Origin of the sequence: Streptomyces sp. NBC_00536 (assembly GCF_036346295.1) — a bacterium.
Classification (GTDB): domain Bacteria; phylum Actinomycetota; class Actinomycetes; order Streptomycetales; family Streptomycetaceae; genus Streptomyces.
On the sequence record NZ_CP107819.1, the window covers coordinates 8,062,390 to 8,084,356 of the forward strand.

23 protein-coding genes and 1 pseudogene are annotated in these 21,967 nt (G+C 69.6%); 12 read left to right on the plus strand and 12 right to left on the minus strand.

What is annotated here, in order from left to right:
• Nucleotides 1-23 precede the first annotated feature (23 nt).
• The 4 genes from OHS33_RS34595 to OHS33_RS34610 all read right to left on the minus strand — a co-directional run bounded on the left by OHS33_RS34595 (nt 24) and on the right by OHS33_RS34610 (nt 3,932).
• Nucleotides 24-983, minus strand: coding sequence for an RNA-binding protein (locus OHS33_RS34595; RefSeq protein ID WP_330334375.1), 960 nt, complete (start codon nt 981-983; stop codon nt 24-26).
• 82 nt (nt 984-1,065) lie between these two features.
• Nucleotides 1,066-2,010: a flagellin N-terminal helical domain-containing protein gene (locus tag OHS33_RS34600; RefSeq protein ID WP_330334376.1), complete on the minus strand. Its 945-nt coding sequence runs from the start codon at nt 2,008-2,010 to the stop codon at nt 1,066-1,068.
• 72 nt (nt 2,011-2,082) lie between these two features.
• Nucleotides 2,083-2,727, minus strand: a complete 645-nt coding sequence (locus tag OHS33_RS34605) for a YidB family protein (protein ID WP_330334377.1) — start codon at nt 2,725-2,727, stop codon at nt 2,083-2,085.
• Nucleotides 2,728-2,825: 98 nt separating this feature from the next.
• Nucleotides 2,826-3,932, minus strand: a complete 1,107-nt coding sequence (locus tag OHS33_RS34610) for an Lrp/AsnC family transcriptional regulator (protein ID WP_330334378.1) — start codon at nt 3,930-3,932, stop codon at nt 2,826-2,828.
• 131 nt (nt 3,933-4,063) lie between these two features.
• Between OHS33_RS34610 and OHS33_RS34615 the strand changes: the two genes are divergently transcribed.
• The 3 genes from OHS33_RS34615 to OHS33_RS34625 all read left to right on the plus strand — a co-directional run bounded on the left by OHS33_RS34615 (nt 4,064) and on the right by OHS33_RS34625 (nt 6,217).
• Nucleotides 4,064-5,251, plus strand: coding sequence for a M20 metallopeptidase family protein (locus tag OHS33_RS34615; protein ID WP_330334379.1), 1,188 nt, complete (start codon nt 4,064-4,066; stop codon nt 5,249-5,251).
• Between the two features lie 47 nt (nt 5,252-5,298).
• A complete protein-coding gene (locus OHS33_RS34620; RefSeq protein WP_330334380.1) occupies nt 5,299-5,649 on the plus strand; it encodes a nuclear transport factor 2 family protein in 351 nt (116 codons plus the stop codon).
• A gap of 112 nt (nt 5,650-5,761) precedes the next feature.
• Nucleotides 5,762-6,217 carry a MarR family transcriptional regulator gene (locus tag OHS33_RS34625; protein WP_330334381.1) on the plus strand — a complete coding sequence of 152 codons (456 nt, stop codon included), beginning with the start codon at nt 5,762-5,764 and terminating at the stop codon, nt 6,215-6,217.
• 278 nt (nt 6,218-6,495) lie between these two features.
• Here OHS33_RS34625 and OHS33_RS34630 read toward each other — a convergent pair whose 3' ends face one another.
• Nucleotides 6,496-6,930 carry a hypothetical protein gene (locus tag OHS33_RS34630; RefSeq protein ID WP_330334382.1) on the minus strand — a complete coding sequence of 145 codons (435 nt, stop codon included), beginning with the start codon at nt 6,928-6,930 and terminating at the stop codon, nt 6,496-6,498.
• A 635-nt stretch (nt 6,931-7,565) separates the two neighbouring features.
• Nucleotides 7,566-7,814 (minus strand): hypothetical protein, encoded by a 249-nt coding sequence (locus tag OHS33_RS34635; RefSeq protein WP_330334383.1) that lies wholly within the window; start codon nt 7,812-7,814, stop codon nt 7,566-7,568.
• A 211-nt stretch (nt 7,815-8,025) separates the two neighbouring features.
• Here OHS33_RS34635 and OHS33_RS34640 point away from each other — a divergent pair, with 211 nt between their 5' ends.
• From OHS33_RS34640 to OHS33_RS34650, 3 genes are all read left to right on the plus strand, one after another.
• Nucleotides 8,026-9,234 carry a sensor histidine kinase gene (locus OHS33_RS34640; protein ID WP_330334384.1) on the plus strand — a complete coding sequence of 403 codons (1,209 nt, stop codon included), beginning with the start codon at nt 8,026-8,028 and terminating at the stop codon, nt 9,232-9,234.
• A gap of 5 nt (nt 9,235-9,239) precedes the next feature.
• Complete coding sequence (locus tag OHS33_RS34645) at nt 9,240-9,905, plus strand: response regulator transcription factor (protein ID WP_443065491.1); 666 nt, start codon at nt 9,240-9,242, stop codon at nt 9,903-9,905.
• A 254-nt stretch (nt 9,906-10,159) separates the two neighbouring features.
• The gene (locus tag OHS33_RS34650) at nt 10,160-10,312 is read left to right on the plus strand and encodes a hypothetical protein (protein WP_330334386.1); all 153 of its coding nucleotides are present in this window, start codon (nt 10,160-10,162) and stop codon (nt 10,310-10,312) included.
• Between the two features lie 121 nt (nt 10,313-10,433).
• Here the strand turns inward: OHS33_RS34650 and OHS33_RS34655 are convergent, their stop codons facing one another.
• The gene (locus OHS33_RS34655) at nt 10,434-11,102 is read right to left on the minus strand and encodes a hypothetical protein (RefSeq protein ID WP_330334387.1); all 669 of its coding nucleotides are present in this window, start codon (nt 11,100-11,102) and stop codon (nt 10,434-10,436) included.
• 226 nt (nt 11,103-11,328) lie between these two features.
• Between OHS33_RS34655 and OHS33_RS34660 the strand changes: the two genes are divergently transcribed.
• Both OHS33_RS34660 and OHS33_RS34665 read left to right on the plus strand, forming a co-directional pair.
• Entirely contained in the window at nt 11,329-11,871 is a 543-nt protein-coding gene (locus OHS33_RS34660) for an EF-hand domain-containing protein (protein ID WP_330334388.1), read from the plus strand.
• Between the two features lie 153 nt (nt 11,872-12,024).
• Nucleotides 12,025-12,645, plus strand: coding sequence for a chitin binding peritrophin-A domain-containing protein (locus tag OHS33_RS34665; RefSeq protein ID WP_330334389.1), 621 nt, complete (start codon nt 12,025-12,027; stop codon nt 12,643-12,645).
• A gap of 113 nt (nt 12,646-12,758) precedes the next feature.
• Here the strand turns inward: OHS33_RS34665 and OHS33_RS34670 are convergent, their stop codons facing one another.
• Both OHS33_RS34670 and OHS33_RS34675 read right to left on the minus strand, forming a co-directional pair.
• Nucleotides 12,759-14,603, minus strand: coding sequence for a transglycosylase domain-containing protein (locus OHS33_RS34670; protein ID WP_330334390.1), 1,845 nt, complete (start codon nt 14,601-14,603; stop codon nt 12,759-12,761).
• Between the two features lie 384 nt (nt 14,604-14,987).
• The gene (locus tag OHS33_RS34675) at nt 14,988-16,205 is read right to left on the minus strand and encodes an MFS transporter (RefSeq protein ID WP_330334391.1); all 1,218 of its coding nucleotides are present in this window, start codon (nt 16,203-16,205) and stop codon (nt 14,988-14,990) included.
• Nucleotides 16,206-16,261: 56 nt separating this feature from the next.
• Between OHS33_RS34675 and OHS33_RS34680 the strand changes: the two genes are divergently transcribed.
• A complete protein-coding gene (locus OHS33_RS34680) occupies nt 16,262-17,290 on the plus strand; it encodes an ArsR/SmtB family transcription factor (protein ID WP_330334392.1) in 1,029 nt (342 codons plus the stop codon).
• Nucleotides 17,291-17,422: 132 nt separating this feature from the next.
• Complete coding sequence (locus tag OHS33_RS34685; protein WP_330334393.1) at nt 17,423-17,947, plus strand: hypothetical protein; 525 nt, start codon at nt 17,423-17,425, stop codon at nt 17,945-17,947.
• Nucleotides 17,948-18,092: 145 nt separating this feature from the next.
• Here OHS33_RS34685 and OHS33_RS34690 read toward each other — a convergent pair whose 3' ends face one another.
• Complete coding sequence (locus OHS33_RS34690) at nt 18,093-18,563, minus strand: flavodoxin family protein (protein WP_330334394.1); 471 nt, start codon at nt 18,561-18,563, stop codon at nt 18,093-18,095.
• A gap of 48 nt (nt 18,564-18,611) precedes the next feature.
• Complete coding sequence (locus OHS33_RS34695; RefSeq protein ID WP_330334395.1) at nt 18,612-18,938, minus strand: hypothetical protein; 327 nt, start codon at nt 18,936-18,938, stop codon at nt 18,612-18,614.
• 344 nt (nt 18,939-19,282) lie between these two features.
• Here OHS33_RS34695 and OHS33_RS34700 point away from each other — a divergent pair.
• Nucleotides 19,283-20,224: pseudogene (locus tag OHS33_RS34700) on the plus strand (IS5 family transposase).
• 81 nt (nt 20,225-20,305) lie between these two features.
• Here OHS33_RS34700 and OHS33_RS34705 read toward each other — a convergent pair.
• Nucleotides 20,306-20,647, minus strand: a complete 342-nt coding sequence (locus OHS33_RS34705) for a DUF5713 family protein (protein WP_330335319.1) — start codon at nt 20,645-20,647, stop codon at nt 20,306-20,308.
• 722 nt (nt 20,648-21,369) lie between these two features.
• Between OHS33_RS34705 and OHS33_RS34710 the strand changes: the two genes are divergently transcribed.
• Nucleotides 21,370-21,939 carry a cysteine dioxygenase family protein gene (locus OHS33_RS34710; protein ID WP_330334396.1) on the plus strand — a complete coding sequence of 190 codons (570 nt, stop codon included), beginning with the start codon at nt 21,370-21,372 and terminating at the stop codon, nt 21,937-21,939.
• Nucleotides 21,940-21,967: the final 28 nt, after the last annotated feature.

A 21,967-nucleotide genomic window follows, 5' to 3' on the forward strand; every position in this document is an offset into this window, starting at 1 on the left:
GTCGGGACCTCAGCGAACCGGGTTCACCACCGGGCGCGCAGTACACCGTCGCTGTCGGGCAGGGTGGCGCGGAGCAGCGGGCGGCATTCGTCGAGGGACAAGGGCAAGGCGCAGGCCGCCCGCGCGTCGGTCACCAGGGCGGCGAGTTCTTCGTACTCGGTCTTGTTGACGAAGGCGTGGCTGATCGTCCCGTCCTGCGCCTCCCATACGAACTCCACGTCGCCCTCCTCCGGCAGCGCGGCGAGGACCGCCGCGACGTCGGGGGTCAGGTCGGGCCAGACGCTCAGGAGGGCGCGCGGGGTGAGACCGGTGCGCACGGTGTCGAGGTTGTCCGGCGTGAGGCGGTGCCAGCGCGCGGCATTGCGGACGTAGGCCTCCCCCAGGAGCACGGTCCGCCGTGCGGCCAGCTCCGCGCGTACACGCGCCCAGAAGTCCTCGCCGGCCGGCTCCACGACCTCCGTCTCGTCCGTGTCGTCGTACTCCGCCGCGTAGGGCGAGGCCGTCAGCGGTTCCGGGAAGAGGCCGAGTGCCCGCGTACGGGCCACGGCGTCCGTGCAGGGCCGGTCGCTGCCCACGAACACGTACTGGTCCCACCCGACGTGCACCGTGAACGTGTCGCCCACCTCCAGACGGCACCAGGCGCCCTGGTCGCGGAGCATGGCCCGGACCAGCTCCAGGGCGACCGGCAGGGAGACCTCGGCCCCGTCGTGGTAGCCCGTCAGGTCGGCCGGGAAGAGCCCGCCGAGGCCGTGTCCCTCGACCGACGGCTCCCCACCGAAGTGGACGAAGCCGGTGACCGAGGGCTCACGGATCTCCAGCCGCTCGATGCCCGAATCCTCCGCGAAGGCGGCGATCGCCGCCAGGTACGCCGCCTCGACCGGCCCGTGGTCACTGACCGAATCCTCGGCCCCGGTGTAGCAGCCGCTCGCGTCGCGATCGGCGGGGTCGTACTTGGTGATCCGGTGGACGAAGGACGGCGGCACACTGCTCCCTGGATGGCCAGTTGGCCAGTTGGCCAGTTGGCCAGATGGCCAGATGGCCAGCAGGGGTGCCGGCGTACGGTCGTCAGCCGAGTTGCTGGAGCAGGGGGAGGATGTTCTTCGGCTGGGCGTTGACCTGGGCGAGGACGGAGATTCCGGCCTGTTGGAGGATGCTGGCCTGGGTGTAGTTCGCGGTCTCCAGGGCGTAGTCGGTGGCCTCGATGCGCTCCCGGGCGGCGCTGAGGTTCACCACGCCGGTGTCCTGGGTGCGGATGTTCGACTCGAAGCGGTTCTCGAAGCGGTTCTCGAAGCGGTTCTGGACGGCGCCGAGGGTCGAGCGCAGGCTGGTGACCTCGACGAGGGCGGCGTCGATGGCGGAGAGCGGGTCGATGAGGACGGTGCCGGTGGTGACCGCGTCGGCTTTGTCGATGGTCGCGCTCTGGCCGTCCGCGTCCACGTAGATGACCTTGAGGGGGTCGGCTTCGTCGGTGAAGGCAAGGGTCTTGGAGACGTCGTACGACTCCAGGCCGAGGGTGTCGACGTTCAGCGTCTTCATGGCGACGGCGATGACGTCGCCATCGTTGGCTCCGGTCTGGAAGTTCATGCTGGTGTTCTTGGCCAGCACCTTGATGCCATTGAACTGGGTCTGCGCCGAGATCGTGTCGATGGCCTCCAGACGCTGTGCGACCTCCTGCTGGATGGCTTGCCGGTCGGTGACGGCGTAGATGCCGTTGGCAGCCTGCACGGTCAGCGTGCGGATCCGCTGGAGGTTGTTCGTGACCTCCTTGAGCGCTCCCTCGGTGGTCTGTGCGAGGGAGATGGCGTCGTTGCTGTTGCGGGAGGCCTGGACGGATCCGTTGATCTGGGTGGTCATCCGGTCGGAGATGGCCAGTCCGGCGGCATCGTCCTTGGAGGAGTTGACGCGCTTGCCGGCCGCGAGCCGTTCGGCGGCGCCGGTCATCGCCAGGCCCGTGATGTTCAGGTAGTTCTGCGTGGTGAGCGACATGATGTTGGTGTTGAGCGTCAGCATGTGATCGTCCCCAATGGGTGGTCTGTGCGGCTGTCGGCAGAAGGACAGGAGGACAGGAGGGCTGGAGGAGCGCTACGCGGGCGCGTCGGTCACGGCCACGTCGGTCACGTCGGTCACGGTCACCTCGTCCTGGGCCAGGAGGAGCCGCAGGAGGTCCGGGTCGACCCAGCCGTTCGGGGAGATCGCGTCGATGAACCCGGGCAGGACGCGCGTCAGCTCCGTGACGACCTCGGCCTTCTCCCACCCGCGCATCTCGGCCAGGGCGGCGAGCGTGTCGTCGCCGAGCGCCTGGGTCACCTGCTCCTCGGTGAGCGGTTCGTTGGGCCCGGCGCCGAGCCAGGAGGAAGTCTGCGGCAGGGCCGTGGCCAGGGCGAAAGCCTCGCTTTCGATCCGCTCGGCGGCCCAGTCCTCCTCCGGGGTCAGGTCCGCGATGCGCGCCGCGGACCGGAACAGCTCGATGGTCTCGGCCGGAATGGCGTCCACGAGTGCGGGAATCTCCTCGGCGAGCGCGGCCGCCGCCTCCGTCTCGCTCACCTGGGCCAGTTCGGCCAGCGCGGGCAGCATGCCGGTGGGCGCCGCGGCGGAGACCTCCTCGCCGGTCAGCGGCTCGTTGGCACCGCCGCCCGTCCACGAGTCGAACTTGCCCGCCGTGGCGGGGGACGCCGCCAGGGCCGTCAGCAACTGGCCCAGCACCGGGGTGACCGTGTTCTCATTCATCGAGCTCCTCAGGAATGATCTTGCCTGGAACTCGTGACGCTACCGAACGGAGCGAGATGACAACAGCGCGTTAATCGGCCACTGCAGCCCAGGTGTCGTTACGGCACGGAGACCGGGGTCGGGTCTCGCCAGATGTCCATCGGGACGGCGCGGACCGCGCGTCCGTCCGCGTCGAGGATCCGGCCCATCCGCTTCACGGTGCGCAGTGAGACGCGGCGCTCGGCCACCCGCAGGTCAGGGAACCTGCGGGCGAGAGTGGCTTCCAGCCGCTGTACGTCGGCCAGTGAGCGCTGCCAGACGGAGAGGATGAGGTTGTGCCGGCCGGTGACGGCCACGCACAACCGGATCTCGGGGAGTCGGGCGAGCTGGGGGCCGACCTCGTCGAGCCGGTCCGGGGGAAGGTCGGCCCGGAAGGTGGCCAGGACCGGCCGCCCGGCGTCGCGGGCGGCGATCTCGCAGCGGAAGCGGATCGCGTCGGAAGCGGCCAGCCGGTTGAGGCGGCGGCGCAGCGTGGTCGGGCTGAGCCCGGTGGCGGCGGCCAGCTCGGCTTGGTCGAGGCGGCCGTCTACTCCCAGCCTGATGAGCAGCTGCCGGTCTTCTTCCCGGACTTCGGCCCGTAGTCCGACTCCGGATGGTGTCCCGTTGCCCGCGTTGCCCGCATTGCCCGCGTGGTGGTCGTCGTGCAGTTCCTCGCGCTGGGCGGGGTCCAGCGAGTCCAGCCGCCAGCGGATCCCCTCGGCGTAGAAGCGGGTCGCCAGGTGGACGTGTACGGCGGTGACCCCGGGAAGCCGGCCGAGCCGTTCGGCGGTGTACCGGGAAACCATCGCCAGGTCGGTGAAGGCCGCGCTGACGACGAGATCGCAGCCCTGGGAGACGTGTTCGATGCTCATCACGTGCGGGTCCTCGGCCAGTTCGTCGGCGATCTGCCGGAGCCGGTCGGGAGCGCAGTCGAGGTCCATGTAGGCGACGCATCCGCGGTCCTCGGGGTGCGGCAGACCGTAGGCGGTCACCCAGGCGATCCCGGCCTCCGAGAGCCGTCGCCAGCGGCGGGCGGCGGTGACCGGGCTGATCCCGAGGGTCTGGCCGAGCAGCGACCAGGGCGCCCGGGGACGCAGTTGCATCGCGTTCACCAGGGCGAGGTCCAGCTCGTCGACGGTCATGTCGGCCACGGTCGCGTCGTCCACGGTCACGTCGGCGCCGGTCACGGTCGTCGGCTGCCGGTGGATTCGTTCATTGCATGGCCCTCTCATGGCGTGATCCTGCGAAATCACGGGAAAACCCGCCGCAAGATCCAGGATCACGGAACAAGATCGCTCTGCACAAGTTGGAGGTACCCGTGTCCCTGCACGACGACGCTCTCGCTCTGGCCCCGGACCTGGTCCGGCTCCGCCACGACCTCCACCGGTTCCCCGAGCTGGGCCTCGCCCTCCCGCGCACCCAGGAGCGGGTGCTGAAAGCTCTCGACGGACTGCCGCTGGAGGTGAGCCAGGGCTCCGCGCTGAGTTCGGTCACCGCGGTGCTGCGCGGCGGGCGGCCGGGGCCGGCGGTGCTGTTGCGCGCCGACATGGACGGGCTGCCGGTCATCGAGAAGGCCCCGCTGCCGTTCGCCGCCGACAACGGCGCCATGCACGCCTGCGGACACGACCTGCACACCGCCATGCTCGCGGGCGCCGCACACCTGCTGGCCGCCCGGCGGGAGCAGCTCCATGGCGACGTGGTCTTCATGTTCCAGCCCGGCGAGGAAGGCTGGGACGGCGCGGGAGCCATGCTCGCCGAGGGCGTGCTGGACGCGGCGGGCAGCCGCCCGGTCGCCGCGTACGCCCTGCACGTGGCGTCGAGCATGCCGCACGGGGAGTTCAGCTCCCGGCGCGGGCCGATCCTCGCCGCCTCCGACGCGCTGAACGTCACCGTCCACGGTGCGGGCGGCCACGGCTCGACGCCGCATCGGGCCAAGGACCCCATCCCGGCGGCCTGCGAGATGGTCACCGCTCTGCAGACCATGGTGACCCGCCGCTTCGACGTGTTCGACCCGGTGGTGGTCACCGTAGGACTCCTCCAGGCCGGCACCCAGCGCAACATCATCCCCGAGACCGCCCACTTCGAGGCGACCGTACGCACCTTCTCCGCCGAGGCGCGGTCCAAGGTCGCCGACACCGTGGTGGAACTGGTCCGCGCCGTCGCGGCCGCCCACGGCCTGCAGGCGGAGATCGAGTACGTTCCCGGTTACCCGGTGACCGTGACCAATGGACCCGAGACCGACTTCCTGGCGGACACCGTCCGGGAGGTCTTCGGCGAGGAGCGCTACCGGACGATGGCCAACCCGCTGACCGGGGCGGAGGACTTCTCCCGGGTGCTCGACGCCGTCCCGGGATCGTTCGCGTGGCTCGGCGCCGCCCCGAAGGGGACGACCGACCCCGACGACCTGCCGCTCAACCACTCGCCGTACGCGGAGTTCGACGACGCGGTGCTCCCCGATGGAGCCGCGCTCTACGCCGAACTCGCCACCCGCCGCCTCGCGGCCTGACTCCTCACCCCTCACCTTTCACCCCAAGGGAAGAAACGATCAAGCACATGACCAAGCCCAAGACCGAACCCATGACCGAACCGCGCGACGTGGTCGAGCAGCAGATCACCGCCTACAACAGCCACGACATCGACGCCTTCGTCGCCACCTACGCCGAGGACGTCACGGTCCACCGAGCCGACGGCAGCCAGCTGCGGGGCCGACAGGCTCTGCGTGACAGGTACGCCGGACAGTTCACCGAAGGCCGCTGCCGGGCGGAGATCGTGGGACGGCTCACCGAAGGCGACTGGGTGGTCGACCACGAAATCGCCCACGGCCTGGCCGACGACCCGGTCCGCGTCCTGGTGGCCTACCGAGTGCGCGAAGGCCTCATCGACCGCGTCGACTTCCTCAGCTGAACAGCTGAGCAGCGCGGGAAGTGCACGTCCGCAGCTGCTTGACCTCATGTTTGGTTGAGGTTCTAAGTTCGTTCTCGCCAGCCAAATTTCCCAAGATGGTGAGGACAGAACAATGGAGTACTCGCACAACGACACCGAACTGGTCAAGCAGCCGATCGGTTACTGGAGCTGGGCCGCGCACAAGGCCGTCGTCACGAACATCCGCGCCGGGCTGGCACAGTTCGACGTCACCCAGCCCCAGTGGTGGGTTCTGGCCCAGGTGGCCACCAGCGAGAACGGCCGGACCCGCGCGGAAGTGACGGCAGTCCTGCAGGGCTACCTGGACGTGGGAACCGCGCTCGCGAAGGAGATCGACGCCCTCCTCGACCGGGACTTGCTGATACTCGACCACGAGAACCGGCTTCAGCTGACCCCCGAGGGAGACGCGGTCCATCGTGAGTGCGCGGAGCGCCAGACGGCCATGCGAAAGCAAGCCCACGACGGCATCACCGACGAGGAGTACCTGGTCACCCTCAAGGTACTGCAGCGGATGATCCACAACGTCGGAGGCGAGGCCTGGCACCACTAGAGACGGTCGCATCGCGGCACTGCGCCACAGCACAGGCGGAACCCGCCCCGTCCGCAGCAGGCAGCGCTGCCTTCGCATCCCGTCGAGGCCAACCTGACGCATGAGCCATTCGACCCGCTAACGGCCGACCCGGTCGTCGCCCGGGGACCCACTGCTGCTCCCGGGACGTTGGGCACAGTGCGGGGGTCATCCCCGCGTGAGTGGGAGCTGAGCGCCATCGGAGCGCGACGCCGCCTCGGCCGCGCCCAGCGCGGCCGAGGCGCATCAGGGGACTGCGGCTACTTGGCTTCCTCGAACGTCCAGCCAAGGTCCTCGTCGGAACCGGACGTCAGCTGGAGGAATGGCGGGAAGATCGCGATCGGCGCGATTCCCACCGTCAGGGGCTGTCCGTCACCAGCAACAACGATGGTGAAGGTTCCCGGCTGCGAGCCTTCGGTGATCTTCCACTCGCAGGTGGGGAAGTCACTCACCCGGACGCGCAGCCTCGCGCCTTCGTACGGGGTCGCCGGGGCCCCGTCGTAGCACACGAACGGGCTGGGCCAGATGCTGGAGGCCTTGGAGATGGCGTAGTTGCCCCCGGGGGTGCGCCTCACCTCAAATTTCTGCCTGTCATCCCGGGCGGGCAACAGGGTGACGGCCCCCTCTTCCCCGACGGTGAGGAATTGGTCGCCGTTGAATTTGATGTGGTAGACGCCGTCGGGAACGCTTCCCATGGGTAGCTCCTTCGCCTGATGCGTGCCGCGTCGCGGCCGACTTCGGTCGTCAGCCTCCTGCAACGGCAGGCGGGTCGCCAGGGCGCACCTCGGCCAGTGGCTTGAAGCGCCATGCGCTGTGGATGCGCGGCCCCGCTCACCGCCGCCAGGCACGACGTCCTGGCCAGGCGCGAGCACGGGGCGGGATCCAGAAGGGGTTCCGGTACCGGGACTTCACCGACCGACGGCAATGCGCGGCTCAGAACCCCTTGCCGAGCGCGCCGAGTACCGCAGGATCCGTACCGCCGTATTCGGCGACCGGGCGCGGCTCAGGCCCTCGCCCCTGAAAGCGGGGGTGGATTCCCATCAATCCCTTTGTGCCTTCGGCCGCCCACGGGGCGTCCGACTCCGGCAATGACACGCGGATCCGATAAGGGCCCGCCTCCCAGCAGATCTCACTCATGGTCCGCAGCTCCTCTGCTGAATTGATCGCAATCTCCCACGTCAAATCTATGCGGGCACCCCGCACGCACAAGGGACGTAAGTCCTACCGCCGCGGGGCCGTAAGTCCGTAAGTCACGGGAGGGCCTCCCGGGGACGGGGCGGGCGGGTGAACGGCGCCGGCGCCCGGGCTCAGCGGGCGCCGGCACCGTGGATCACCGGCCGTCGGCAGCCAGGGGGCGCAGCGTGCGGTGCACGGCGATCGCGAACGCGGCCAGGCCGGCCACGAGGACGATGAGCTGGCTCAGCACGGGGCCGTAGAAGAGGTCGGTGAAGAGGAACTGCGAGAGGACGCCGGTCAGGCGGGTGCCCAGCGGCAGGCCTGCGGCGACGCTGAGTACGGCGGCGATGAGCGCCATCGCGGCGAGCATGGGGCGGACGGCGAGGGTCGGGCGGTTCGTCACGGGTTCTTCTTTCCGAGAGGCGGACTTCGATGGGGAAGACATTAGGAACCGTGAAGGGACCTTGCCTTCGGCGGAAAGTCGGTGATGTCCGGACGCCGAAAGTATGAGCCCCCGGCCAGGTGCATACTTTGGTATAAGAATGTGCGGGGACAGGTTGGTAGAGGGGTCGCTCGGGGCTGGGAAGTTTCCCCGGCCCGTACTCTTGAGCGTTATGGATTGGGGAAAGAGGGACGGCGTCGGCCGGCGCCGGGGCATCGACCTGCTCGTCGTGGCCGGAGCCGCGGCCCTGTGCGTGACCGTGGGTTTCGCGCAGGCGCGCGGCCTGCGGGTGTACCCGCAGCTCTCATCGCTGCCGTTCCCCGGGGTTCCAATGGAGGGCCGGCTGCCCGTGCTCGTGGCGGGCTTCGCGCACTACGGGCTGGTGCCGGTGGCCGGCAGCGCGCTGCTCCTGTGGCGTAGGCACCGGCCCGTGGCCGTCGCCGTGCTTCTGGTTGTCCTGTCGACGGTCACGACACTGGTTCCCGCCGCGCTGGCCGCCCTGTTCACGGTCGCCTCGGTCCGATCGGCCCGGACCACGGCCGCCGTGACCGCGCTGGCCCTGCTGCCCCTGCCCCTCTCCATGGCCCTGCAGCCGTCGCTGTCCGCCGTTGCGCTGGCCACAGCGGTGACCGGGGGCGTACTGGTCGGCGGCGCCGTGGGCTGGGGGCTGTTCCTGCGCGCCCTGCACGACCGCGGCGAGCAGGCCAGGTCGCAGGCCCTGCTGCGCGCGGAGCAGGTCCGCCAGCGGGAGCGGGAGTCCCTGGCCCGGGAGATGCACGACGTACTCGCCCACAGACTCTCCCTCCTCAGCGTCCACGCCGGCGCCCTGGAGGTGAACCCCGGAGCCCCGCCCGAGCAGGTCGCGCAGGCCGTCGGAGTCATCCGTTCCAGCGCCCACCAGGCCATGGAAGACCTCCAACAGGTCCTCGGCGTCCTGCGCACCCCGCTCCAGCCCGAGGGCACCCGGCCGGAACCACCCCAGCCCACGCTCGCCGACCTCGCCCCCCTGATGGACGAGTCCAGGGCCGCCGGCATGTGCCTCCACGTGGGCGACGACATCACCCACCACGCCGCGGTCCCCGCGACCACGGGACGAACGGCGTACCGGATCGTGCAGGAAGCCCTCACCAACGCGCACAAACACGCCCGCGGCCAAGACGTACGGATCACCCTGCGCGGCGCCCCTGGACGCGGGCTCGACCTGGAGATCACCAACACGATGCCGACCACCGTGCCGACCGAGTACAGGCGCGCACTGCCGGGAAGCGGATCGGGCCTCGAAGGCCTCCGCGAACGCGCCGTCCTCGTCGGGGGCGAACTGGCCTACGGCCGCGAGGGGCAGACCCACCGGGTCCGGGCACGGCTGCCGTGGCCCGCGTGATCAGCCTGATCAGGGTACTGCTCGTCGACGACGACGCCCTGGTCCGCGCCGGACTGCGGATGATGCTCGCTTCCGCCCCCGACATCGCCATCGCGGCCGAAGCCGCCGACGGCGGCGAGGTCGAGGCACTGGTGGACGAACACCGTCCCGACCTGGTCCTGATGGACATCCGCATGCCGGGCGTCGACGGCTTGGAGGCCACCCGCCGCTTGCGGGCCCGCCCCGGTGCCCCCGAGATCGTGATGCTGACGACCTTCACCTCCGACGACTACGTCCTGCGCGCCCTGCAGGCAGGCGCGGCCGGTTTCCTCCTCAAGCACACCAGCCCCGCCCGGATCATCGAGGCGGTACGACAGGCCGCGGCCGGCGAGCCCGTCATGTCTCCCGAGGCCCTCAGCCAGTTGATCGGGACCGTCACCGCCCCGGTCGGCACCCCGGACCCGCGGCCCGCACCGGCCGCCGCCACGCGGGAACGACTCGGCCTGCTCGGCGACCGGGAAATGGAGGTGGCCCTCGCGGTCAGCAGGGGTAGGACCAACGCCCAGATCGCCGTGGACCTCTACATGAGCGTCCCCACCGTCAAGTCCCACATCTCGCACATCCTCACCAAGCTGGGCCTCAACAACCGCGTGCAGATCGCCCTCCTCGTCTACCGGGCTGGACTCACCTGACGGCGCAAGGCACCCCAGCACGGCGGGCGGGCCCGTGTCGACGCCGCCCGGCCGCGTAGGCGCTTCGGCCGAGAGCAGGGTCCGATGGGTGGACGGGCCGTGGTCGTCCACACCCGCCGGATCCCCGCTCCAAGGATCCGGGCTGCCCGGGCAACGGCAAGCCGGTGGTGACCTTCCGTGGTCGGAGCACCACCTTGTGCAATGGCATCATCGGCGGGCGACCGGCACCCTGCCGGCGTGTGAGGAGTACCGCCATGACCGAGAAGGACCTCTACGCCGACGAGCCCGAACTCGTCATCACCACCGTCGCCGGTGGCGACGACGACGCCCACGATGACGCGGAGGAGGCAGTTCCAGCCGAACAGCATGTCCAGGCGCGCAACATGATGGAGCAGGGGCAGTCCTGACTCACACCGGCGGGATCCCGGCCTGGCTGGCCACTGTCCGCCCGATGACAGGGAGCACCGGCCGCGGCCGCCATTCATCAAGGGCAACGCCGGGGACCAGTCACCGGTCACCAGCCACCAGTCACCGGTCGGCGATGAGGCCGGTGATGAACTTGCGGCAGCGACCGCGGTGGACGGGTTTGATCCCGTGGATGAGTTGGGCCCCGTAGACGGTGGCGGTGCCGGTTTCGGCGGGCAGGACCCTGGGGCTGCCGGTGACGGTGTGGATCCAGGACGTGTCCTGCTCGCCTCGGGAAATCTTGTCGTGGGGCGCGATGCGGGTGAACCGCATGCCCGGCTCGTAGCCGACGTGGGGTCCGGCATCGAGCCGTGTGTCCCAGACACCGTCGCCGGGACCGCTCTCGATGAAGAACTCGCCTCCGGCGGTGGCGTCCTCGATGGTCACGCCGATCCGGGCGACGTGGCGCGGATGGGCCATGGGGTCGGGCCCGATGCCGTCGAGGTGGCGGACCGCGCCTTCCCCGGGCCCGAACTCGATGAACTGCCACGGTGAGGCGCCCCGCGCGGACGGGAACACCTGGCGGATCTCCGGCAGATGCCGGGCGACCGCGCTGTCGAGCACCTCGTGCACGCGGGCGGGCAGGTCTTCGAGTTCCTCGCCCACGTAGGCAGGCCGCCAGCCCGTGGCCGCGAGATGATCGTCAAGGAGCGCGGTGAGACCGGAGACCTCTTTCGAGTCCAGGAATTGGGGCACGGTGCGGATGGCGAGCGTCTCGGTCAGGGTGATCACGGTCGTCCCTTCGAGTCTGCGACAACAACGTCCGACCGCATGAAGCGGGGCGGGCAGGCCTCATCCTCGAACGGTGTTCGGGAGCGCGGCGGGGCGCGGCGGCGGCGCACGGGGGCACATGCGCGGCAGCCCCAAGGCCCTCATCGGCCCTCATCGGCCCTCATCGGCCCTCGTCGTACGCCTACTCTCGGCTCTCTCCCAGCCGTGACGACCGCGAGGTTTCCCCGTGAGTGAGCTCGATGACTACGCCGCCAAGATGGCGGCCCGCTTCCACACCTTCGACCAGGACGGCGACGGCAGCATCACCCGCCGGGACTTCCGGCTCATGGCGGAGCGGGTCGCGCGGGCCTTCGCCGTCGCCGACGGAACGGACCGGGCCGCCGCCCTGCAGGAGGCGGCCGACCGGTACTGGGAAGGCATGGCCACCCTCGCGGACGGCGACCTCGACGGCCACATCACCCGTGAGGAGTTCGTCGGTGCCGCCCTGGTCGGCCTGCACCAGGACCCGGAAGCATTCACCCGGATCGCCCTGCCCTGGCACCGGGCCGTGTTCACGGCCGCCGATCACGACGGCGACCGCCGCGTCACCGTCAACGCGGTCGACCTCATGCTGGTCGCGCTCGGCGCGGAACCGGACCAGGCCCGCCGCGTCGCCGCAGAACACCGCACCGACCCCACGGGGCACATCACCGAGGAGGAGATCCTCGCCGCCGTCACCGCCTACTACACCACCGGCGAACCCCAGCGGGCCTTCGCCGTGCCCGCCTGACGCATCGTGGCCGGAAAGCCCGCCTGACCCCACCCGATCGGGTGGGAGGGCCAACCGCGATCCGGCGTTCTCACGGCAGGCCGCCGCCGTCCGCGCGGGTGAATGAGGGCTGATCAGGCTGCGGCAGGCTCCGTCGCCTTCGACGCTGTGTCCATGAAGATCCGACGCGTACTTGCATCCCTGGCCGTCATGGCCCCGTTGCTCGCAGCGGTCCCCACCGCGGCGGCGGCCGTACCCCCGCCGCCCGCCAACCGGGACATCTGCAAGCGCCCAGGCGGCTACTACCAGCACAAGCAGGACGGCCGCTACTTCTACCAGTGCGACAACGCCTACCGTCCCTACCGGCACCGCTGCCCCGACGGCCTGCTGTTCAACGAGGAGGCCCGGCCCGGGCCGGTCTGTGACTGGCCCGACCAGGTCTACACCCACGGCCCGCGCCCCGCCGTGACCGCGCTGCGCGCCGAGCCCGCCCTCTACGATCCCGCCAAGCGCCAGGTCACCGGGCTCACCGCGATCATGAAGCAGGGGCTCATCGGCGAGAAGATCACCTTCACCACGATGACCGGTGTGGTGCTGTGCACCGCCACCACCGACAAGCCCGGCGGGTTCAACACCCCGGGACCCGACACGATCAGCAGCGCGTCGTGCAACAGCAAGACCGGGCTGACCATTCCGGCCGACACCCTGCTGCGCGGATACAAGGCCGTGTACGCCGAGAACTCCGAGACCGCCCACCCGGACCAGGCCACCGGCAGCATCAAGCGGAAGTCTTGAAACCGTAGGCTGACGGGCCGACCGGCCGACCGGCCGCGGTTCGGACCCGGCCGGCCCGTCAGTCGTGAACCCGGATGCCGCCCCCCGTCAGGCCGGCTGCGGTCATCCGCCGGTTACGGCGACCCAGGCGCGGGCGCGGCCGCGTCGTTGTAGGCCTTCCAGATCAGGGGCGGGAAGGCGCTGCCCCGCTCGGAGTCGGGGCCGCCCACGCCCTGCATGGGCAGCAGTTGCGGGACGTCGGGCTTCGTACGGAACATCGCGACCGAGGTGCTCAGTTCCGGGGTCGCGCCGATGAACCAGGCCGAGTTCATCCGGTCGTTCGGACCGGTCTTGCCCGCCCAGGACGGAGGGTTGGCCCCCTGGCCCGTCGACGGTCCGAACGCGCTCCCGCTCACCTGGCGGAGCGCCACGCCGACCATCGCGGCCGCCTGCGAACTCATGGCCCGCCGCGGTTTGGCCGGGCCGAGGCCGTCCACCGCGACGCCGTTGCGCTCGACCTTGGTCACCGAGTAGGGCTCGGTGGCCCGGCCCTGGTTGACGAAGACCGTATAGGCGCTGGCCAGCCGGACGGCGCTGGGGGTGGAGGTGCCGATGGCGAAGGTCGGCTCCAGCTTGGCCATGCTGACCTCGCGCAGTCCCGACGCGACCGCGAGGTCCTTGACCCTCTTCAGCCCGATCTTCTTGCCGACCTCCACGAACGGCGCGTGCTCGGAGGCCACCAGGGCCGTGTGGAGGCCCGCGGATGCGGTCGTCGGCCCGATCGGCCCGGGTTTCCGGGGTTCCGGGACCGGGCTGGCGCCGTCGGCGGGGTGGTCCCCGCCTTCGATCTCCTGCTCCAGAGCGGCGGCGTACACGAAGGGTTTGAACGCCGAGGCCGCGGGCACGCCCGAGGTGTCGGCGTTGTTGGTGAAGTGCTCGATCGCGTCCGCGCCGCCGTAGACCGCGACGACCGCTCCGTCCTTGGGACGTATCGAGGCGGCGCCGACCTGCACGTATTCGTCCTCCGCGCGCTTCTTCGGGTCCAGCCGCTCCGCGCGCACCTGCTCGACGGCCTTGGTCAGCGCGAGCACCTTGTCCTTCTCGAAGGTGGTGTGGACGCTGTAGCCGCCGGCGGCCAGATCCTTGTCCGTGAGCCCGCTGCGGCTCTTGAGGTACTTGTTGGCGATGTCGACGAGGTAGCCGGTCTGCCCGGCCTGGCTGGTCGGCTTGAGGGGAGGTTTGGGCTCGGGGAACTTCGTGTACTTCGCGCGTTCCTCGGCGCTCATCGCACCCGTGGTGACCTGGCGGTCCAGAATCCAGCTCCAGCGGTCCTCGGCACGTTTGTGGTTGCCGGGGTTGAGGGACGGGTCGAAGCTCTCCGCGCCCTTGAGGACGGCCGCCAGCAGGGCCCCCTGACTGGGGTTCAGGTCCTTGGCGGGGATGCCGTAGTACGCGTACGAGGCCGCCTGGACGCCGTACGCGTCGCGGCCGAACCACGAGGTGTTGAGGTACCCCTCAAGAATCTCCGCCTTGGGCCGCTGGTTGCTGACCTTCAGGGAGAGGAAGAGTTCCTTGATCTTTCGCGTGACCGTCTGGTCCTGGCTCAGATAGGTGTTCTTCACGTACTGCTGGGTGATCGTCGATCCGCCCTGGGTCTCCTCGCCCTTGACGATGTTGACGGCGGCGCGGCCGATGCCCGTCACGGAGACGCCGGAGTCGGTGTAGAAGTCGGCGTTCTCCGCCGAGATGACGGCGCTCTGGACGGAATCGGGCACCTCGGAGAGCTTCACGTCCTGGCGGTTCACATCGCCGACGCTCACCATCCGGCTGCCGTCCGCCCAGTAGTAGACGGTGGCCTGGCGGCGCGCGGAGTCGTGCGGGTTCGGGATCTGCACCTGTATGTAGATGGCGGTGAACAGGGCGGCGAGGGCGCCGACGAAGAGCAGGAACAGGCCGGAGGCCAGCTTCCAGGAGGGCATCCAGCGCCGCCAGCCCCGGCGGCCGCGCCGGGGGAAGTCGATGAGGGGGCGGCGACGGGCTTTCCGGCCGGCTGACCTGCGTCTCTTGGCCCGGCCGGTACCACCCGTACCGCCTCTCCGGCGCCGTGTGCGCTCTGGGCCCTCCGTTCGCTTCGGGCTACCGGTGTCGTCCGTACTACCTGTTCGGTCCGCGCGGCGTTTTCGGGGCAACCTCATGGGGGATGCGGACCTCCTCGATCGCGATCCGTCACTTCGGGGTGGTGACGGACTCGGCCGAGAAGATGATCATTCCGCGTTAATGGTTGAGCCGTTCACAAAATCTTCAAATCCGGCACGGGGCCCGTTACGGGCACGGGGCGCCTTATGGGCTTACGGGCGATACCGTCAGGCCCTCCCGTGAAACCGGCGGGACACCAACCGGTTCCTACAGCCGTACGTCGCCACGAGGTGGCGGGTCAGCGCGAGTACGGCGAGCAGCGCCACGAGCGCGCACACGCCCCGCCAGCCGGCCTGGCCGTACGTGCGCACTCCGAGCCAGGAACCCGCGCTGCCGCCCAGATAAGCGCAGGTCATGTAGGCCGTGTTGAGCCTGCTGCGGGCCTCGGGGTGAAGGGCGAAGACCCGGGCCTGGTTGGCCACCATGCCGGACTGCATCGCGACGTCGAGGAGCAGCGTGCCGAGGATCAGGGCGGTCAGTCCCAGTACGCCGCCCAGCGCGCCCGCGGTGAGGACCGCGGCCGAGACGAGGATCCCGAGCAGGCAGACGAGGTTCACGGGATCGGGACCCCAGCGGTCCACCAGGCGTCCGGCGTACGGGGTGCACAGCATGGTCGCCGCGCCGACCAGGGCGAGCATTCCGACGGCCTGGGCGCCCAGACCGTAGGCGGGGCCGGTGAGAAGGAACGCCAGGCAGGTCCAGACGGCCGAGAAGCCGGCGAAGACGGTTGCCTGGTAGAGGCAGGAGCGGCGTAGGTCCGGCTCGGTACGGAGCAGTCGCAGCGACTCGGCCAGGAGCGCCGGATACGGCTGGCGCGACGGCGCGATCGTGGCGGGCAGCGTGCGGGCGAGGACGGTCGCGAGGAGCAGAACCACGACCGCGGCGACCAGGTACGGGGCGCGCCACCCCAGCCATTCGCCGAGCGCTCCGCTGAAGGTGCGGGCCAGCAGCATGCCGCCGATCGACCCGCTCAGCAGGATGCCCATCACGGCTCCGCGGCGGTCCTCGGCCACCAGGCCGACCGCCAGCGGAGCGATGACCTGGGCGGCCACGGTGGTGACGCCGATGACGACACTGGCGGCGACGAGGAACGGCAGGGCCGGAGCGCAGCCCGCGGCGAGCAGGCCCACGCCGGTGAGGGCGAGCAGGGTGACGAGAAACGGACGGTGCGGCAGCCGGTCGCCGAGCGGCACCAGCAGCAGCATCCCGGCCGTGTAGCCGATCTGAGTGGCGGTCACCACGAGCGCGGCGGAATCGGGGGACACGCGGAGTCCGGAGGCGACCAACGGACTGATCGCCTGCGGGAAGTAGATGTTGCCCACGGCCACGCCGCAGGTCACGGCCAGGATCAGGAGCATGCGGCGGCTCATTGCGTGCGTCGTCATGCGTCGAAGTCCACGGCAGCGGAGTCCCACCGCCAATGGATGTAGCGTATGGCTTAATGATCAGCTTCGAACTCGGCGTCGAGGACCTCGCGGACACGCGGTTCGCCGTCTCGCCCCTGGACGAGACCATGCTCAGCCTGAGGGTGCTGCGCGAGCCGGGGCTGTCGGCGTTGCACCTCCCGTGGCGCCGGCACGTTCTCGGGAGGATCGGCGCACTCGGCACCGGCGACACCGGCGACACGGGCGCGCTCGACACCGGCCTGCTGATGTCCTTGGTCGCGGCGAGACGCACCCTGCCCGACTTCCTGACTCCTCGCCCTACGACCTTCTCCCCAACCTTCGAAGACGAACTGGCCATCGCCCGCCGGACCCCTCCCGACCTGGTCCGCCGCGATCTGCTGGACACCCACGCGCCGGACCCGCTCCCCGAGGCGCTGCGCGATGCCATCGCCGCCGACGACGGCCCCGTCATCAGACTCCGCGATGCCCTCTGCGAACTCCTCCAGACGTACTGGGAGATCGCCATCAAGCCGATGTGGCCACAGATCCAGCTGCTGCTGGAAGCCGACATGACCTATCGCGCGCGGCTGCTGGCCATCGGAGGCGCCCGCCTGCTGTTCTCCGACATGCACCCGAACCTCCGGTGGGAGAGCGGCGTACTGCACATCGACAAGATGATCAGCAAGCACCGCGTCGCGGCATCCGGCCGGGGGCTGCTTCTGGTCCCGTCCGTGTTCGCGCACAAACCCACGCCCCCGCTCAGCCCGACGGAACCGCCGTGGCTGGTGTATCCCAGCCGAGGAGTGGCCACGCTGTGGGCCCCGGCGCCAGCCCCGATCGCTGACGCGCCCGCTCTCGTATCGCTGCTCGGCGCCTCCCGAACGAGACTGCTGGACCTCCTCGACGAGCCGCTGCCCACGGTCGAGATCGCCCGCCGCCTCAGAGTCACCCCGAGCGCCGTGTCCCAGCACCTGCGCGTACTCCACGCCACCGGCCTCGTCACCCGGGCCCGCGCCGGCCGACAGGTCCTGTACCGCCGCAGCCCCCTCGGCGACCAACTGACGGGTCGGCGTCACCCTTCCTGAGCCGGGTGCCTCCCGGGCCAGCCCTGGCCTTTCCGCCCAAACGATCTAGAGTCACCTGCCCGCCCTGTGAACCCCTTCCCTGTATCGGATACGTTCCCCGTGGAATGACCGTCAGAACGAGGGGGGACTGTCATGGCGCAGTACTTGGGGCCGCTGGAGCTGCTCGGAGACCGTTGGGTGATCGGGGACCCGTCACGGGAGGCGGGCCTGTTCTTCGTGCTCACGCCCGAGGGCCTGGAGCACCGCCAACGTGGCGAGGCGGAGCCCCTGAGCACCGTCAAGTGGGCGAAATTCGTCGGCCTGGGGGTACGAGCCACCTACCACCACTGGCAGACCAGTGCCGCCTCGGGCTTCTTCTTCGCAGGTAGCCCGAACTACGACGCGGGCCGTGACGGATGCTCACTGGGGGGCAGGGTACGCGGTCAGTACGATGACTGGTCCGTGCGGTACACGCATCACATACGCTCGTACGGAGTCAGCCACGTCATCCTCCTCAAGGCGCTGTTCGCGCAGCTCAGCGACGCGAAGGCACTGGACAGGCTCGGCGATCCCGCATGGCTGGGCGCGGCCGTCACCGAACTGTCGCCGTACACCTCGTGGTACGTGCCCAAAGGCAACCGCCTGGTGAAGAAGACCATCGAAACTCTCGGCACCTGAACAGACAACGGACAGCCGGAGGCACACGACAAGGGCTGGACCAGGGCTCAAGGGCACCCCTCACACGTGGGGAGGGAGCAGAAGGACCCCCCGAGCCCGGCCGGGCGCCGATGGGGGTCATCCCCGCGCGTGCGGGGAGCACGTGTCAGGACTCCAGCCCTCGTCCGTCCCGCAGTCTCGCGGCGAATGCCCGCGCGGCGGCGAGGTCCCCGGCGTTCGGCCGCTGCTTGTTGATACCGCCTACGAGCTTGAACGGCGCCCAGGTGTCGAACGCCCGGCACGAGAAGCTCCCATCCACCTCGAAGCCCTTGCCTTCCAGCAGTCGGACCAGGGGGCGGGTGAACGGCGCCAGCGGAAACTCGGGCAGCCCACTGCTGGCGAACACGAACGCCCGGCCCCGCCCGGCGGGAAGCGCCTTGACGAAATCGGTCAGGCGCGGGTGAAGCCGGCCCTGGAAAACACCCGCACCGAATCCCACGAGGTCGGCCCCGGCCAGCTCCGCCAGGTCCGCCTCCTCGGGCGAGACGACCCGCGCACCCAGAACCTGAGCCATGCTGTCGGCGACACGACGCGTATTGCCGTGCGACACGGAAGCGCACACGATGACGGTCTTCATCCTCACGATCCCTTCTCTCGCTCCTGCAAGAGGGACCACGCAGCAACGTCAGACGTGACACCACCCGAGTATGACGGCTGCCACACCGCATGAGGGCAATAACGAACCCGCGCTACGCGGGCGGCCGCCGGCCTCGAACAACGACGGACGTACACCGGATTCGAACCAAGGGCAGGTCTCTTCGGTCTTGGCGACCGTGAAGGCGACGGGCTGGCCGATGAGCGCGACGCCTGCCTTCGGGCCCTGAGTGCACACCTTCCAGTTCGACTCCTGGAGAACCATGCGGCTCTGCACCGCATCCTTCACCGTGATGCTCGCATTGGCGGACAGGGCACAACGGACGCCCTTCATGCCCTCACCAACGAAGTTCGGCATCGAGTTCCCAGCGGGCTTCGGAGCCGGCGCGTCCGTCGCGGGGCAGGTCTCTTCGAGCTTGACCGCCCCGAAGTCAGTCGATGGCGGTTGTCAGCGCTGCTCGTGTCGACGCCCGCTCCGGAGGAAGGGGTCTGCGAACACACCTTCCAGTTCCGGTCGAGGACCCGAAGCCGGTCGCGGCCAAGCACGTCGTAGACCTTCAAGCCATAGAACCCGGAGACCTACACCTCGTCCTGGGCCACTTGGAGACCCTTGCCGCAGCCGGGGAGCGAGCGCCCCCGCCCCCTAGGCACTGTTTCTCGGATCTCCTGACGTGGGTGTGGTGTTGGCGTCAGGCTGGCCGTATGGGTCGTGGAGATCTGACGAACGCGGAGTGGGACCGGCTGGAGTCGTTCCTGCCTCGTGGTGGTGCGCGTGGGGGCCGGTGGAGTGATCACCGTCGGGTGATCAACGGGGTGCTCTATCGGGTGCGGACGGGTGCGGACGGGTGTGCAGTGGCGGGATCTCCCGGAGCGGTTCGGGCCTTGGGAGACGGTTTATAAGCGGCATCGCCGCTGGTCAGCGGATGGAACATGGAAGATGCTGCTGTCTCGCGTCCAGGCGGCCGAGGACGCCGCGGGCCAGATCGACTGGGACGTGTCGGTGGACTCGACAGCGGTGCGAGCCCACCAGCACGCCGCCGGTGCGAGGAAGACACCGCCCACCGCGATCCCTCAAAAGGGGAGTCTGCAGGGGACGAACCGGGTCGATCCGGTGTTGCAGAAACTGGCCGTCCGGCTGGCGGAGGTGGTCAGATCGGCGAATGCCTGGGACGTTCCCGAGGCGGATTCACCACCAAAATCCACCTTGCCGCGGATGGACGGTGCCGGCCCCTCGCCCTCGTCCTGACACCCGGACACTACGGTGACGGTCCCCAACTCGAGCGCGTACTGGAGCAGGTATCGGTGCCCCGGACCGGAGTGGGCCGGCCCCGCACCCGGCCCGACCATGTCCTCGCGGACAAGGCCTACACGTCCCGAAAGAACCGCCGCTACCTGCGACGACGCGGAATCCGGCACACCATCCCCGAACGCCTCGACCAGCAAAGGCACCGGAAGAACCGCGGGTCCCGAGGCGGCCGGCCCACCGGTTTCGACAGTGAGCGCTACAAGAAGCGCAACACCGTCGAACGCGCCATCAACCGGCTGAAGGGCTTCCGCGCGGTCGCCACCCGCTACGAGAAACGCGCCTACATCTACCTCGGCACCATCACCCTCGCCGCCCTCATCATCTGGCTCCGAACATGATCCGAGAAACAGTGCCTAACAGCCTCACAGGCGCGGGAACTCTGAATGGCTCTGCCAGGCAGAGAGTCCCCCCGGTCTCACTCACCAGTCCCGGCCTGAGATCAGCTCCTCCACATCCGCGGCCGCGAACCGGTATGCCGACGCGACAAACCAGAACTCCTCGGCGATCCACTCGCGCGCAACCGTCTCGATCTCACTCCCAGCCGCCTCGAACTCCGCTTGCAGGAGGTTGAACTCCTCCGCCGCGGCCTGGGTGAGCACATAGAGGGCCTCCAGATCCGACGGCTGCGCCGCCTCGATCCGCTGGCACAGCCGCAGCAGGATCTCCCTGCCCTGGTCCACGACGTGATCGGGGAAGTACGCGTCCGCGTACATCGGCCGCAGAAACGCGTGCTCTGTCACCTGCTGGTTTGTGATCTCCATGAGCTTCCCCATCCCCGTTGAACTGATGGGCCGATCATGCACGACACCACTGACAACGACCCCGCCCAGACGCGCCAGACCGTTCGTGACCAGCACTTCCACACGGGGCCCCGGCCAGCCGTGTACCTGGCGGCCGGGGCCCTGGTCGAGGTCGTCGTTGAGACTCCGTCTGAGCCACAGCCGGAGAGATGTCAGCGCCGGACCGTGGCTTCACCGTGTGGATATCTCCGTGTGTAGCGTCGAATCCGACGACTGGTCAGATGAAGAGATCCTCGGTACGCGCGACCAACCGGCAGGGCCGTGGCCACGGCGCTACGGCTCTGATCATCCCCACGTATGCGGGAAGCAGTGCGTTGTAGAGGGGCGCGGTGTGTGGCGTTGGGGTCATCCCCGCGCGGGCGGGGAGCAGGTTGACCTGCCACCCTATGTCGGCATGGGGGCGTTCCGAAGCACTTCCACCGAACCGGCCATCACGGACGGTCCTGGGGGCCGTCCGCCGGTACGGCGGCGCAGGCGCGGCCATCTCGTGGGGCGGGGAGGCGCCAGTAGGTGCGAGTCACACCCAAATCCTGCTTATGGGATGGGACGTACCGAACCCGGAAACTCCGCGTGACCGGCGCCCCGCCCACAGTCACCGCGCCACCGACTCATAAGCCCCTTCTGGCAAGGGGCCTACGAATCGTCGTTGGACATGACAGCGCGGTCGGCTCGATGTTGGCAGCATGACGTCTCCCACTGCGTCCGGCTTAGTCGTCGCCCGGGTCACGGAGCGGATCGATGACCTCGTCGTCGAGATCCGTGAAGTCATCCAGCGTGGCTTACCACCGGAGCTGACGGCCCATCTGGTCGGCGAACTGCTCGTTCCCGTGCTCGGCACTCCTGATCTGCTCACCGCCGAGCAGCGCGAGGGCGACCCCGACAACTACCGGCAGCATGTGCTGCACGCCGAGCCGGACGGCAGCTTCTCGATCGTCGCGCTGGTCTGGCTGCCGGGCCAGCAGACCCAGATCCACGACCACGTCTCCTGGTGCGTCACCGGTGTGTACGAGGGGCAGGAGCGCGAGCGCCGCTACCGGCTGATGACCGACGGGCGGACCTCCCGGCTGATCCCGGCCGAGGACGTGGTGAACCCCCCCGGCGCGATCGCCGCCTTCGCGCCGCCAGGCGACATCCACCGGGTGTGCAACTCCTGTTCGGCCAAGGCGATCTCGATCCACGTCTACGGCGCGGACATCGTCCGGCTGGGCACCAGCATCCGCCGGACCTACTGCCCGCCCGAGGGTGAGCGGTGAACTCTGTTGCGGCGGCGGGCAGCCGGCC